Here is a 13,254-nt window from a genome sequence, read left to right as displayed (position 1 = left end):
CTTGAGCCTGTTTGCCCGCAAGCACTGGCTTGGTAACCGTGTCGCGGCATACGTTTTCGCTTTTGATGCTAGGAAGTTTAGGGCTTGAGGCGTATATTTACGGGGATCGACTTAGAAGCAGTCATTCAGAATTTCTGAACATGGCCCTCTCGCTAGAATCCCTCGAAGTCCTGGACGCCATCGAACGCAAGGGCAGCTTTGCCGCCGCCGCCCACGAGATGGGCAAGGTCCCTTCCGCGCTGACCTACGTGGTGCGCAAGCTGGAAGAAGACCTGGACGTACTGCTGTTCGACCGGCGCCGCCACCGCGCCGAGCTGACGCCGGCCGGACGCGCCCTGCTCGATGAGGGCCGCCACCTGCTGCATGCCGCCGATGACCTGGCACGGCGCGTCAAGCGCCTGGCTACCGGCTGGGAGGCTACCCTCACCATCGTGGTCGACGACCTGATCAACTTCCGCGCGCTGCTGCCGGTGATCCACGACTTCTACGCCGAGAACACCGCCACCCGGCTGCGCTTTTCCAAGGAAGTGCTGGGCGGCGCCTGGGATGCGCTGGTCAACAACCGCGCCGACCTGGTGATCGGCGGCGCTTACGATGCGCCCAGCACGCAGGGCTTCCAGATCCGGCCGCTGGGCTCGATGCCGTTCGTGTTCGCGGTGGCCGCGCACCATCCGCTGGCCACCGAGGAAGGCCCGCTCACCACCATCCAGATCGCCAGGCACCGCATCGTCGCGGTGGGCGACACCTCGCGCAACCTGCCGGCGCGCACCCATGGCGTGCTGGCCGGGCAAGACGTGCTGGTGGTGCCCACCATGCGCGACAAGCTCGAAGCACAGATCCGCGGGCTGGGCTGCGGCTGGCTGCCGGCGCCGATGGCGCAACCCCATATCGAAAGCGGCGTGCTGCAGGCGCGCGAGACCGTCGAGGTGCGCGCGCCCGGCAACTTCAAGGTAGCCTGGCGCACCAGCAACCGCGGCAAGGCGCTGCAGTGGTGGGCCAGCAAGCTGGAAGACCCGCGCCTGGCGCAGGCACTGCTGCAGCAACCCGACTTCGCCGGCTGAGGGCAGGCCTCATGGCAGTGACAGCAACGACGGCAGCACCGACGGTTGCCGCGGCCGGCTATCGCGGCCGCTTTGCCCCCTCGCCCACCGGGCCGCTGCATATGGGCTCGCTGGTCACCGCGCTGGCGAGCTGGCTGGACGCGCGCGCGCACGGCGGCCAGTGGCTGGTGCGCATCGAGGACATCGACATGCCGCGCTGCGTGCGCGGCGCGGACGAAGACATCCTGCTCACGCTGGAACGCCTGGGCATGGCGCCGGACGAGCCGCCGGTATGGCAGAGCCGGCGTGAACCGTGCTATGCCGATGCGCTGCGCCGCCTCGACGCCGCCGGGCAGCTCTACCCGTGCGGCTGTTCGCGCAAGGAGATCGCCGATTCGCTGGTACACGTGCGCGAGCGGCACCAGACCCTGGGCTATCCCGGCACCTGCCGCCACGGCCTGAACGGCAAGCTGCCGCGCGCCTGGCGCGTGCGCGTACCGGACGGCCCGGCCGCCACCGTCTGCTTCGACGACCGCTGGCAGGGCCGCCAGTGCCAGGACCTGGAAACCGAGCTGGGCGACTTCGTGCTGCGCCGCGCGGACGGGCTGTGGGCGTATCAACTGGCGGTAGTGGTGGATGACGGCCTGCAGGGCATCACGCATATCGTGCGCGGCGCCGACCTGCTCGACTCCACGCCGCGCCAGATCCACCTGCAGCGCCTGCTGGGCCTGCCCACGCCGGCCTACCTGCACGTGCCAGTGGTGGTCAACCAGACCGGCGAGAAGCTGAGCAAGCAAAGCGGTGCGCAGGCAATCGACACCACCGCACCGCTGGACGCGCTGCGCGAGGCCGGCACCCACCTGGGGCTGTCGAACCACGCGGACAATGTGAAGGACTGGCTTGCGCGCGCCACCGACGGGTGGCGCCAATTGCTGGCCGACCTGCCGCAACCCCCGCACGGATAGCGCCCCCCCAAAAGCAAATGGCCCGCGCAGGCGGGCCATTTTCAGCTGCGGCAGGATCAGATCAGGACTTGCGCGGCACGCCGCCCAGCAGGGCAGCTACCGGCCGCTTGGGCGCCTGGCGGCCGCGGCTCAGCGCGGCGGCCACTTCATCGGCCGCCTTGGCCTGGGCGACGCTGGCTGCGCTGGGCTCGTACGGGCGCGAGAAGAACGGATCATCCGAGGCACGGAACACCTGGCGGTTGGCGCTGTGCTCGTGGCGGCGCGGACGCTCTTCGCCCTCGCCATTGCCGCGCGCGCGACGCACGTCGCTACGCTCGCGGCGGCGCTCGGTGTCGCCCTGGCGGGCGCGCTCGCCGGTCGGGTCGAAGCCTTCCAGCTTGCCGCGCGGGATGCTGCGCTTGATCAGCTTCTCGATATCGGACAGCAGGCGCTCGTCATTGCCCGGCACGTAGATCGACAGCGCATCGCCGCTGGCGCCGGCACGGCCGGTACGGCCGATGCGGTGCACATAGTCTTCGGCGCTGTATGGCACGTCGAAGTTGACCACGCACGGCATGTCGGGAATATCCAGCCCGCGCGCGGCCACGTCGGTGGCGACCAGCGCGTCGATGGTGCCGCTCTTGAACCCTTCCAGCGTCTGCATGCGCTCGGTCTGGGTCTTGTCGCCGTGGATGGCGGCGGCGTTGATGCCCTCGCGCTCCAAATGGCGCGCCAGGCGCGAGCAGCCGATCTTGCTGTTGACGAAGACGATGCACTGGCGCGACAGCCCCTGCTCGGCGCGCTGCTTGAGCAGGTGCACGACCGCCGCCTGCTTGTGGCCGTCTTCGACCAGGTACACCATCTGGCGCACGTTCTCGTTGGTCGAGTTGCTGCGCGCCACTTCGATGGTGACCGGGTGCTTCAGGTAGCTGGAGGCCAGCCGCTTGATTTCCGGCGAGAACGTAGCCGAGAACAGCAGCGTCTGGCGATGTGCCGGCAGCAGGTTGATGATGCGCTGCAGGTCCGGCAGGAAGCCCATGTCGAGCATGCGGTCGGCTTCGTCCAGCACCAGCATCTGCACCTGCGACAGGTTGACCGACTTCTGCTGCACGTGGTCCAGCAGGCGGCCGGGCGTTGCCACCAGGATCTCCACGCCGCGGCGCAGGGCATCGGTCTGCGGGTTCATGTCGACGCCGCCGAACACCACGGTGCTGCGCAGGTCGGTGTGCTTGGCGTAGCGCGCGACGTTGTCATAGACCTGGTCGGCCAGTTCGCGCGTGGGGGTCAGCATCAGCGCGCGCACCGGGTGGCGCGCCGGCGAGGCGCTGGCATTGGCCAGCGGCAGCAGGCGCTGGATGATCGGCAGCGCGAAGCCCGCGGTCTTGCCGGTGCCGGTCTGCGCGGCGCCCATCATGTCCTTGCCTATCAGCACGACCGGGATGGCCTGTGCCTGGATCGGGGTGGGCGTGGTGTAGCCCTGTTCGGACAAGGCGCGCAGGATGCGCGCGTCCAGGCCGAAGCTGTCGAATGTCTGCACGGCGGTCTGCCCCGCGGTAGTGGCTTCTGGTGCGTTCGTAGTGGTCATGGGTATCGGTGTCTGGCGGGAGGCGAACCCGGCACAAACGGATACGCGTCTGGAACTCATCTCGCCCTGACTCTCGCCTGGCGCCGGGAGGGTTCCGGCACGGCCAAGCTGGCTGCAGCATTTGGCCAAGAGAATCAAAGACTTAGATTTTAGCACCTCTGCCAGCACAGTGGGCATTCTGGCAGCGCCGTGCGACTGGCGCGACAGATGGCGGCGCAGGCTGGCGGGATTTCAAGAAACTGTCATATCCGCCACGCAAGATGCCGGCGGCGCGGCGGCCACGGCCGGACCGCGCCACCCCACCTCACCGAGACCTACATGGACTTCGAGCTTTTCCGCCAGACCTGCCAGCAGTTCCTGCGCACCTCCAGCCAGTTCCTTGGCCTGGCCGCGGCCGCCTGCCAGCCGGCGCTGCCCTTGCCGGCGCTGCCGGCCAGCCAGCCGCAAGGGCAGCAGCCCGCCTGAGCTTCAGCCGGGCCACCGGAGCGGCATCCGAATCACTCAGTCGCCACGGATGCCATTGTCCTGGATCACCTTGCCCCATTTGATGTAGTCGGCCTTCATGCGCGCGGCCAGCTGCTCGGGCGGCATATAGGCGGCCACCGTGCCGGCGCCCAGCATCTTCTGCTGCACGGCCGGATCGGCCAGCGCCTTCTTCAGCTCGGCCGACAGCGTGGCCACCACCTCCTTGGGCGTGCCGGCCGGCGCCAGCAGCCCGCCCCAGGCAGTGGCGTCGAAGCCCGGGAAGCCCTGCTCGGCCACCGTCTTGACGTCGGGCGTGAAGCTCACGCGCTTGGCGGAGCCCACCGCGATCGGGCGCAGCTTGCCGGCCTTGATGTGCGGCAGCGCGGCGATCATGTCCGAGAACATCATCGGCACCTGGCCCGCCAGCAGGTCGGAGATGGCGGGCGCGCTGCCCTTGTACGGCACGTGCTGCACGTCGAAGTGGCCCAGGTTCTTCAGCAGCTCGGTCGACAGGTGGCCGAAGCTGCCATTGCCGGCGCTGGTGTAGTTCAGCGCGCCGGGCTTGGCCTTGGCCTTGGCGATGTACTGCTGCAGGCTGGTCACGTCCGGCATCGCCTGCGGGTTGACCACCATCACGATGGGCAGGTCATAGGCCGCGCCGATCGGCGTGAAGTCCTTGAAGAGGTCGTAGCCCTTGCGGTTGATCAGGTGCGGCGCCAGCAGCGTGGGCGTGGCCAGCACCAGCAGCGTGTAGCCGTCGGCGGGACTCTTGGCGACGTTCTCGGCGCCGATGGTGCCGGAGGCGCCGGGACGGTTGTCCACCACCACCGGCTGCTTGAGGGATTCGCTCATCTTCTGGCCGATGATGCGCGCGGCGGTGTCGGTCGGGCCGCCCGGCGGGAACGGCACCACCAGGCGGATCGCCTTGCCGGGATAGGCCTCGGCAAAGGCCGGCGCGGCGGCGAGCGGCAGCGCGGTGGTCAGGAAGGCGGTGCCCAGGCGGCGCGCGAAGTGACGGTGGAAGGTACGGCGGCTAGTGCTCTGCATGGTATGGCTAAGTCCTGCGGTAGATCGCGATAGATCGAAAACCGATGCGCGGCTCAGGGCCGCGCCGGGATGAAGCGACAGCGGTTCGGTAACGTCATGACAGATCCTGGCGTACCTCCTCGCGAACCGGTCTTGGCCGGCCCGTCTGCTTGATGCCAATGGCGGCGGTGCTTGCGCCGCCGGCCACGAATGATTACAGGTGCAGGGGCCCGGCCTGGAACAGCCGCGCATCCATCTGGCGCAGGTCCGGCGCCACGGCCACGGGCGTTGCGCACTGGTCCAGCACATCGCGCTGCAGGTCAACGCCCGGGGCGATCTCGACCAGCGTGAGGCGGGCATCGCCATCTGCGCCAGCGCGCATCTCGAACACCGCGCGCTCGGTGATGTACAGCACCGGGATGCCAAGCGACGCCACATAGGGCCCGTTGAAGCTCAGGTGCGACACCTCCGGCACGATCTTCTTCACGCGGCCTTCGCGCACGATCTGCAGGCCGCCGTCGCCGGCGCGGACTTCCAGCCCGCCCGCCGTCAGCGTGCCCATGAACACCACCGCGCGCGCGCTCTGCGTGATGTTGATAAAGCCGCCGACACCGGCAATCGATGCGCCCTCGCCTGCGCCGAACTTGCTGACGTTGACGTTGCCGTGGCCATCGAGCTCGGCCAGGCCCAGGATGGCCAGGTCGATGCCGCCGCCCTCGTAGAAATCGAACTGCGCGGGCTGGTCCACCACCGCCTCCGGGTAGGCCGAGGCACCGAAGCTGAGGCCATCCGCGGGCGTGCCGCCGATGGGGCCGGCCTCGACGGTCAGCGTGAAACCGTCCAGCCCGGCCTGGTGCGCCAGCATGCCGACCGCTGCCGGCATGCCCACGCCCAGGTTGACCACGCGCGGCGCTCGGCGCGCCAGCTCCATCACCGCACGGCGCTGCACGATGGTGCGCGCGTCGAGCGGGGCGGCAGCCACCGGCGCCGCTTCCGCTTCGGCCACCGCTGCCTCGCCCTGCCACGGCGTCACGTAGGCCGGGTTGTAGGACTCGGCAAACGTCATCTGGTGGTTGGCGGGGTTGTCGCAGACCACCACGTAATCGACCAGGATGCCGGGCACGTGGATGGCCTGCAGGATCTCGTGGTGGTCGACCAGGCTTTCCACCTGCGCGATCACGATGCCGCCCGAGTTGTGGGCCGCCTGCGCCATCGCCAGCAGCTCATGGTGGAAGGCTTCGCGATGCGTGCTGAGGTTGCCGCGGGTGTCGGCCGCGGTGCAGCGGATCAGCGCGCAGTGGATCGGGAAGCTCGGGTAGAACAGGTATTCTTCGCCGCGGAAGTCGACCGCATCGACCCAGCATGTCTTGCCCTCGGCAATGGCCTGGCGCGCGCGCTGGTTGACGGCGCCGCCGTGGTAGCGCGCATCCTGCGCGGTGCGCGGGTCGACGAAGGTGTGCAGGCCGATCTTGGTCATCACGCCGGGCTTGCCGCCGGCGATGGCGCGGTACAGGTGCGTCAGCACGCCCTGCGGCAGGTTGTAGCCCTCGCACTGCTCGGCCATGGCCAGCGTGGCCAGCCGCGTGGCCGAGCGCCAGTGGCCGCCGACGATGCTGGCGGTCATGCCGGCATTGCCGAAGTGGTTCACGCCGCGCGCGCCGCGGTCGCCCTGCCCGGCCGAGTACACCAGCGTCAGGTCGCGCGGCAGCCCGCTCTGCAGGAAGCGCTGCTCCAGCGCCTCGGTCACGGCCTCGGCATGGCCGGCGCCGACAAAGCCAGCGCTGGCCACGGTCCAGCCATCCTGCACCAGTGCCGCCGCTTCGCGTGCGGTGATCACCTTCATCGCTGTCTCCGGTTTCGTTGTGCCGTCCCGCATCAGTGACGGCACGTTTTTCCGTGAATCTTGTTTTGCGAACATTTGTTCGGAAAACGCTATCATACGGAAATGCCGGCCGCTGGCGCAAGTCCGGATCGGCATGGAGAATCATGTGATTCCCCCTCCATTTCCCCGTATTGAGCCGAAATGCCGCAAGCAGAAGCCGCCAAGAAAGACGAACTGCTGGAATCGCTGAGCAAGGGCCTGGCGCTGCTGCGCCTGTTCGCCGCCGGCGCGGAACGCCTGACCATGCAGGACGTCGCCGAGCAGCTCGACGTGACCCGCGCCGCCGCGCGCCGGCTGCTGCTGACCCTGGAGCACAACGGCTACGTGGCGCAGGACGGCCGCCACTTTGCGCTGACGCCGCGGGTGATCGAGCTCGGCTATGCCTACTTTGCCTCGATGAGCCTGCCGCAGATGGCACGGCCCTACCTGCAGGGGCTGTGCGAGTCCCTGGGCGAAAGCTGCTCGGTGGGCGTGCTCGATGCGGAATCCGTGGTGCTGGTGGCGCGCGAGGAGCCGCGCCAGCTGCTGCGCGTGGACATGGCGCTGGGGCGGCGCATGCCGGCCTATGCGCATTCGCTTGGCCGCGTGCTGCTTGCCGGCCTGGACGATGACGCGCTCGAGGCCTACCTGGCAGGCGCCACGCTGCGCAAGCTGACGCCGTTCACGGTCAGCTCGCGCACGGCGCTGGCGCGCACGCTGCGGCAGGTGCGCACCGACGGCTACTGTGTGCTGGTGAGCGAGCTGGTGGACGGCTATGCCGGGATCTCGGTGCCGTTGCGCGACCAGGCCGGCAAGGCGGTGGCCGGGCTGGGCTTCAGCATGGTGCTGGGCAGCCGTGACCAGGCCCAGCTGGAGACGCGCTTCCTGGAGCCGCTGCGCGAGGCCGCCGCCCGCATCGAAACCATCCTGCAGGCGCGCTGAGGCGCCTGCGGCCCATGTAGAAAAGCCCCGCGTGCCGGGGAGGCAGCGGGGCTCAAATGGTAGCGGGGCAATCTGCTCGACCACCCACGCCTTGATCTTGGCGCATCGCGCTACTGCGGGCATCCCCCAAATGTGGGCCATTGCCATGCCGCGTTGCCGGCAGGCCGCAAACGCGCCCTGCGAAGCCTGTCAATCATGGCCCTGTCACATTCCTGAAGGAATCCGGGTTTTCGCCGAGCGGGTTTTCGCCAGCTTCCGGCCAGCGGCCGGATGCGGTCTACTGGACTCACATCGACGGCCTGGCACCGCAAACGCCGGATCGCCGCAGCCGATGGTGCCTCAGAACAAGTCCAATGACCGGGAGACAGACCATGGTGACGAAGAAAGAAGACGCTTTCGTACTGAAGAACCTTCTCGCCCTCGCAGCAGTGGAAACCCTGGGCGGCGCGATTGCCCTGGGCATGGTCTTCCACCTGATCTGAACCCGCTTGCCTGCGCGCCGGCGCTGCCACGCCGGCGCCCGGCGCGCTCATTCGTCGACAATCACCTCGAAGCCGCCAAAGATCATCCGCTGGCCGTCGAACGGCATCGGATCCATGCCTTCCTTCAGGCGCGGGTCTGCCATCGCCGCCTTCATGCCGGTGTCGCGCTTCTCGCGCGATGGCCACAGGATCCACGAGAACACCACCGCTTCATCCTCCTTGCGCTGCACCGCCATCGTAAAGGACGTGACCTTGCCTTCCGGTACATCGTCACCCCAGCATTCCACCACCTTCAGCGCGCCGTGCTCCTTGAACACCGCGGCTGCCTTCTGCGCCACCTGGCGGTAGGTCTCGCGAGTGGCCTGGGGAACGGCCAGTACAAATCCGTCGATATAGGACATGGACTTCACTCCTGGTCAGATTGAATCGGGCGAATCGGATCAAACGCGCGATTGCGTCTGACTACCATAGTCCATCGCCACGCCCTCAGCGGGTGGTCCGCTGCCCGCGCCGGTCGACCTCGAACACCATGTTTTCCCGGAGGCGCTGCCGCAGCCACTGCTCGGTCCGGCCCTGCGGCCGGCCCGACTTCGCCCAGATCAGGTCGACGCTGACCAGCCAGTCCGTGTACGGATAGGCCGCCAGGTCCAGTTCCACCAGTTCGCCGCGCTCCAGCGCCGCGCGCACCAGTTGCCGCGGCAGCGTGGCCCAGCCCAGCCCGCTTTTCACCATTTCGACCAGCGCCAGGTAGCTTTCGGCGCGCCACACCCGCGCTGCGCGCAGGTATTCGCTGGTGGGCAGCTTGTCGGCATGCGCGCTGAAGGCCAGGCGCCGATAGGCGTGCAGGTCGGCAAACGAGACCTGCTCGCGCCCGGCCAGCGGGTGTCCCGGGTGCACCACATGCACCATGATCAGCTTGCCCAACTGCACGAAGGCCAGTTCCGGCGCGTAGTGCGGCTGCGCGAAGGCGATGCCGAGCTCGGCCTCGCCCTGCAGCACCAGTTCGCTGACATCGCCGTAGACCGGATTGCGGATGGTCAGGTCGACATACGGAAACTCCCGCTCGAATTCGGCCAGCACCGGCATCACCGCGTGGTACGGGATTTCGATCGCCAGCGTCAGCCCGGGCGGGTTGGCATCGGCCAGGCTGGCGGCATGGGCCTGCAGCGAGAGGCAGCGCTCCAGCACGGCTTCGGCCTCGGTCAGCAGCTTGCGGCCGGCCCCGGTCAGCGCCGGATTGCGGCTGCTGCGGTCGAACAGCGGCACGCCGAGGTCGATCTCCAGGTTGGACACCGCCGCACTGACCGTGGACTGGGTCTTGCCCAGGCGCCGCGCGGCGGCGGAAAAGGAGCCTGTCTCAACCACCAGGGCGAATACCTGCAACTGGTCCAGCGAAAAACGCATGGCCATCCTCCCGCGACCCATCGACTGGATCGATAGGTATTGATTTGTTGTACCGAAGAAGTTGCGGAGATGATGCTGCAACAACCGAGGGATCACAAATCCCGGCAAACCCGGCCGGCGTTGCCCAATCCGCTCAACGGCAGCGCCGCACAGGCCGGCACGGAAGCGCCGCTGCTGCCGGCGCAAGCCGAAGAACCCACCCAATCCTGATCCCTTTCCCCCAAACCGGAGACCCCCAAACATGACCCGAATCACAGACCCGTCCGGCGCCGAACTCTCGCCGCTCGACCTGGAACTGCTGCACCAGTCGATCGCACTGTCCGATGCATCCAGGGCCCGCGGCCGCCATCCGTTCGCCGCGCTGGTGGCCGACCAGGCCGGCAATATCATCGCCAGCGCCGGCAACAACTCGATGCCTCCGGAGGGCGACCCGACCCAGCACGCCGAACTGGTCGCCGCCGCGCAGGCCGCGCGTGCGCTGCCGCCGGAGCAACTGGCCGACTGCACCCTCTACACCAGCGCGGAGCCGTGCTGCATGTGCGCCGGCGCGATCTACTGGACCGGCATCGGGCGCGTGGTCTATGCGCTGTCAGAGCACAAGCTGCTGGGCCTGACCGGCGACCATCCGGAGAACCCGACCTTCTCGCTGCCTTGCCGCGAAGTGTTCGCGCGCGGGCAGCGCCGGGTGGACGTGGTCGGGCCAGTGCTCGAGGACGAAGCCGCGGCACCGCACGCGGGCTTCTGGAAGTAGCCATCGTGCCTGCCGTCCGCCCGGCGGACGGCAGGATCGGCGTTGGACATTCTGTCATCGGCACGTCACCCCGCCTTCCTACACTCGCCTGGCTCCGGCTCCCAGCAGCCGCCACACCCACCCAGCCAGGCGAACCCGATGCTCCCCTGCAAACTCCCAAGAACCCTGGCCGCGACCCTGATCGCGGCGGCATTGCTCACCGCATGCGGTGGCGATGACGGCGGCGGCAACCTGTCGCCGAGTGCGACTGTCACGCCGAACGCACAACCGGAACAGCCCGGCAAGAAGCCGGACCAGCGGCCCGACCCCGTGATCCGCTGCGCCCCCTGACAACGCAAGTCCCGACGCCATCCGACAAGACCATGGTCTCTCGCCGCAACTTCCTGCAAGCCGCAGCCGGCACCGGCTTCGCCGCCGCCGCGCTGGCCGCGTTCCCGCCCAGCATCCGCAAGGCCCTGGCCATCCCGGCCAACAATGCCACCGGCACCATCAAGGATGTCGAGCATGTGGTGATCCTGATGCAGGAGAACCGTTCCTTCGACCACTACTTCGGCACGCTCAAGGGTGTGCGCGGGTTCGGCGACCGCTTCACCATCCCGCTGCCCAATGCGCGCAAGGTATGGCAGCAACAGCGCGCCAACGGCGCCGTGCTGACCCCGTATCACCTGGATGGCACCAACAACAACGCGCAGCGCGCGGCCGGCACGCCGCATGCCTGGGTGGACAGCCAGCAAGCCTGGGACCACGGCCGCATGGCGAACTGGCCGACGTACAAGACCAATACCTCGATGGGCTACTTCAAGGAGAAGGAGATCCCGTTCCAGTTCGCACTGGCCAATGCATTTACGCTGTGCGACGCGTACCACTGCTCGATGCATACGGGCACTGACGCGAACCGTTCATTCCACCTGACCGGCACCAACGGCCCGACGGCTGCCAACGTGGCCTTCGTCAACAATGAGTGGGATGCGATCGACGGCCTGCCCGCGTCGGCCAACACCGGCTACACCTGGAAGACCTACGCCGAGCGGCTGGAAGCAGCCGGCATCAGCTGGATCTGCTACCAGAACATGCCGGACGAATGGGGCGACAACATGCTGGGCGCGTTCCAGCAGTTCCGCAAGGCCAACCTGGCGTCGGGCTTTCCGGTATCCAGCGGCGGCGCGCCGGGCGCGCCCTACGCCAACACCGGCCAGCCGCTGCCTTACCACGCCTACGATGCGGCCACCGACAATGCCGCCAATCCGCTATACAAGGGCGTGGCCAACACTCTGCCCGGCACCAGACCCGAGGAATACCTCGACGCCTTCCGCCGCGACATCAAGGAAGGCAGGCTGCCGCAGGTATCGTGGATCAACGCGCCGTCGATCTACTGCGAGCATCCCGGCCCGTCCAGCCCGGTCCAGGGCGCGTGGTTCCTGCAGGAAGTGCTGGACTCGCTGACCGCCGTGCCCGAGGTCTGGAGCAAGACCGTGCTGCTGGTCAACTTCGACGAGAACGACGGCTACTTCGACCACGTCCCCTCCCCCTCGGCGCCGTCGGTGAACCCCGACAAGACGCTGGCCGGCAAGGCGACGCTGAGCAATGCCGAGATGCAGGCCGAATACTTCAACCATCCGGCGCCACCGGGCAGCAGGACCCAGCCTGCTGCCGACGGCCGCGTGTACGGGCCCGGGCCGCGCGTGCCGCTTTACGCGATCTCGCCATGGAGCCGTGGCGGCTGGGTCAATTCCCAGGTGTTCGACCACACCTCCGTGCTGCGCTTCCTGGAAGCGCGGTTCGGCGTGGCAGAACCCAACATCAGCCCCTTCCGCCGCGCCGTCTGCGGCGACCTGACCAGCGCGTTCAACTTCAAGACGCCCAACTCGGAAACCCTGCCCACGCTGGGCGGGCGCACCACGCGCAGCGGTGCCGACCAGCTGCGCCAGGCCCAGCAGGCCCTGCCCGCGGTGCCGCTGCCAGTCGACATGCAATTGCCGCTGCAAGCCACCGGCACCCGCCCGTCACGCGCGCTGCCGTATGAGCTGCACACCAGCGCGCGCTGCAGCGCCGTGGGGCAGGTCGAACTGGTGTTCGCCAACACCGGCACGCAAGCCGCGGTGTTCCACGTCTACGACCGCTACCAGCTGGGCCGCATTCCGCGCCGCTATGTCGTGGAAGCCGGCAAGTCCCTGAGCGACACCTGGAACGTGTTCCAGGACAACGCCGGGCAATACGACCTGTGGGTGCTGGGCCCCAACGGCTTCCACCGACATTTCCGCGGCGATACCAACCGCATCGGCGACACCGGCATCGCACCGGAGATCCGCGTCTGCTACGACATTGCCAACGGCGATGTCTATGTCGACCTGATCAACGCCGCCCGCAAGGCCTGCCACTTCAGCATCCAGGCGCTCGCGTACCGGACCGATGGCCCGTGGCCGGTCACCGTCGGCGCCAACGGCGACAAATCCGTGCACTGGTCGCTGGAGGAAAGCGGGCAGTGGTATGACTTCGCGGTGACGTGCGACAGCGACCCGGCCTTCTATCGACGCTTCGCGGGGCGGGTGGAGACCGGCAGGCATACGGTGAGCGATCCGGCGATGGGGGTGGTGACAGCGCAGGATTGAGCGGTAGTTCGAGGCAAGAAAAAAGGGACTGCAGGTATCAACCTGCAGTCCCTTTTCACATTGGTGGGCCTCCCGTGAGTCGAACACGGCACCAACGGATTATGAGTCCGCTGCTCTAACCAGGCATGAGCTAGAGGCCCTTGGA

13 protein-coding genes and 1 tRNA gene are annotated in these 13,254 nt (G+C 67.9%); 8 read left to right on the top strand and 6 right to left on the bottom strand.

What is annotated here, in order from left to right:
• Positions 1–140 precede the first annotated feature (140 nt).
• Entirely contained in the window at positions 141–1,061 is a 921-nt protein-coding gene (locus tag AC3WLF_RS24755) for a LysR family transcriptional regulator (RefSeq protein WP_010813621.1), read from the top strand.
• 11 nt (positions 1,062–1,072) lie between these two features.
• A complete protein-coding gene (gene gluQRS / locus AC3WLF_RS24750) occupies positions 1,073–2,005 on the top strand; it encodes a tRNA glutamyl-Q(34) synthetase GluQRS (RefSeq protein WP_492358958.1) in 933 nt (310 codons plus the stop codon).
• Between the two features lie 61 nt (positions 2,006–2,066).
• Here gluQRS and AC3WLF_RS24745 read toward each other — a convergent pair whose 3' ends face one another.
• On the bottom strand, positions 2,067–3,569 hold the full coding sequence (locus AC3WLF_RS24745) for a DEAD/DEAH box helicase (protein WP_176844223.1): 1,503 nt from the start codon (positions 3,567–3,569) through the stop codon (positions 2,067–2,069).
• Positions 3,570–3,887: 318 nt separating this feature from the next.
• Here AC3WLF_RS24745 and AC3WLF_RS24740 point away from each other — a divergent pair, with 318 nt between their 5' ends.
• Positions 3,888–4,034 carry a hypothetical protein gene (locus AC3WLF_RS24740; RefSeq protein WP_189374251.1) on the top strand — a complete coding sequence of 49 codons (147 nt, stop codon included), beginning with the start codon at positions 3,888–3,890 and terminating at the stop codon, positions 4,032–4,034.
• A 36-nt stretch (positions 4,035–4,070) separates the two neighbouring features.
• Here AC3WLF_RS24740 and AC3WLF_RS24735 read toward each other — a convergent pair whose 3' ends face one another.
• Positions 4,071–5,081, bottom strand: a complete 1,011-nt coding sequence (locus AC3WLF_RS24735; protein WP_492358957.1) for a tripartite tricarboxylate transporter substrate binding protein — start codon at positions 5,079–5,081, stop codon at positions 4,071–4,073.
• A 193-nt stretch (positions 5,082–5,274) separates the two neighbouring features.
• Positions 5,275–6,903, bottom strand: coding sequence for an acyl CoA:acetate/3-ketoacid CoA transferase (locus AC3WLF_RS24730; protein WP_492356998.1), 1,629 nt, complete (start codon positions 6,901–6,903; stop codon positions 5,275–5,277).
• Positions 6,904–7,083: 180 nt separating this feature from the next.
• Between AC3WLF_RS24730 and AC3WLF_RS24725 the strand changes: the two genes are divergently transcribed.
• Positions 7,084–7,863, top strand: coding sequence for an IclR family transcriptional regulator domain-containing protein (locus tag AC3WLF_RS24725; RefSeq protein WP_492318706.1), 780 nt, complete (start codon positions 7,084–7,086; stop codon positions 7,861–7,863).
• 529 nt (positions 7,864–8,392) lie between these two features.
• On the opposite strand, the gene AC3WLF_RS24720 is transcribed toward AC3WLF_RS24725, so the two are convergent.
• The gene (locus tag AC3WLF_RS24720; protein ID WP_010813628.1) at positions 8,393–8,746 is read right to left on the bottom strand and encodes a DUF1428 domain-containing protein; all 354 of its coding nucleotides are present in this window, start codon (positions 8,744–8,746) and stop codon (positions 8,393–8,395) included.
• A gap of 85 nt (positions 8,747–8,831) precedes the next feature.
• Positions 8,832–9,749 carry a LysR family transcriptional regulator gene (locus tag AC3WLF_RS24715; RefSeq protein ID WP_492318707.1) on the bottom strand — a complete coding sequence of 306 codons (918 nt, stop codon included), beginning with the start codon at positions 9,747–9,749 and terminating at the stop codon, positions 8,832–8,834.
• Between the two features lie 69 nt (positions 9,750–9,818).
• Here AC3WLF_RS24715 and AC3WLF_RS24710 point away from each other — a divergent pair, with 69 nt between their 5' ends.
• The 4 genes from AC3WLF_RS24710 to AC3WLF_RS24695 all read left to right on the top strand — a co-directional run bounded on the left by AC3WLF_RS24710 (position 9,819) and on the right by AC3WLF_RS24695 (position 13,109).
• Positions 9,819–9,959, top strand: a complete 141-nt coding sequence (locus AC3WLF_RS24710) for a hypothetical protein (protein ID WP_492358956.1) — start codon at positions 9,819–9,821, stop codon at positions 9,957–9,959.
• 31 nt (positions 9,960–9,990) lie between these two features.
• Complete coding sequence (locus AC3WLF_RS24705; protein ID WP_492318708.1) at positions 9,991–10,500, top strand: nucleoside deaminase; 510 nt, start codon at positions 9,991–9,993, stop codon at positions 10,498–10,500.
• A 138-nt stretch (positions 10,501–10,638) separates the two neighbouring features.
• On the top strand, positions 10,639–10,830 hold the full coding sequence (locus AC3WLF_RS24700) for a hypothetical protein (RefSeq protein WP_454751400.1): 192 nt from the start codon (positions 10,639–10,641) through the stop codon (positions 10,828–10,830).
• A 32-nt stretch (positions 10,831–10,862) separates the two neighbouring features.
• The gene (locus AC3WLF_RS24695) at positions 10,863–13,109 is read left to right on the top strand and encodes a phosphocholine-specific phospholipase C (RefSeq protein WP_492351558.1); all 2,247 of its coding nucleotides are present in this window, start codon (positions 10,863–10,865) and stop codon (positions 13,107–13,109) included.
• Between the two features lie 61 nt (positions 13,110–13,170).
• Here AC3WLF_RS24695 and AC3WLF_RS24690 read toward each other — a convergent pair.
• A tRNA-Ile gene (locus AC3WLF_RS24690) sits at positions 13,171–13,249 on the bottom strand.
• Positions 13,250–13,254 lie beyond the last annotated feature (5 nt).

The sequence above is a fragment of the Cupriavidus sp. FW306-01-F10A genome (genome assembly GCF_058782785.1).
This window is presented reverse-complemented; position numbering and strand designations above follow the sequence as displayed.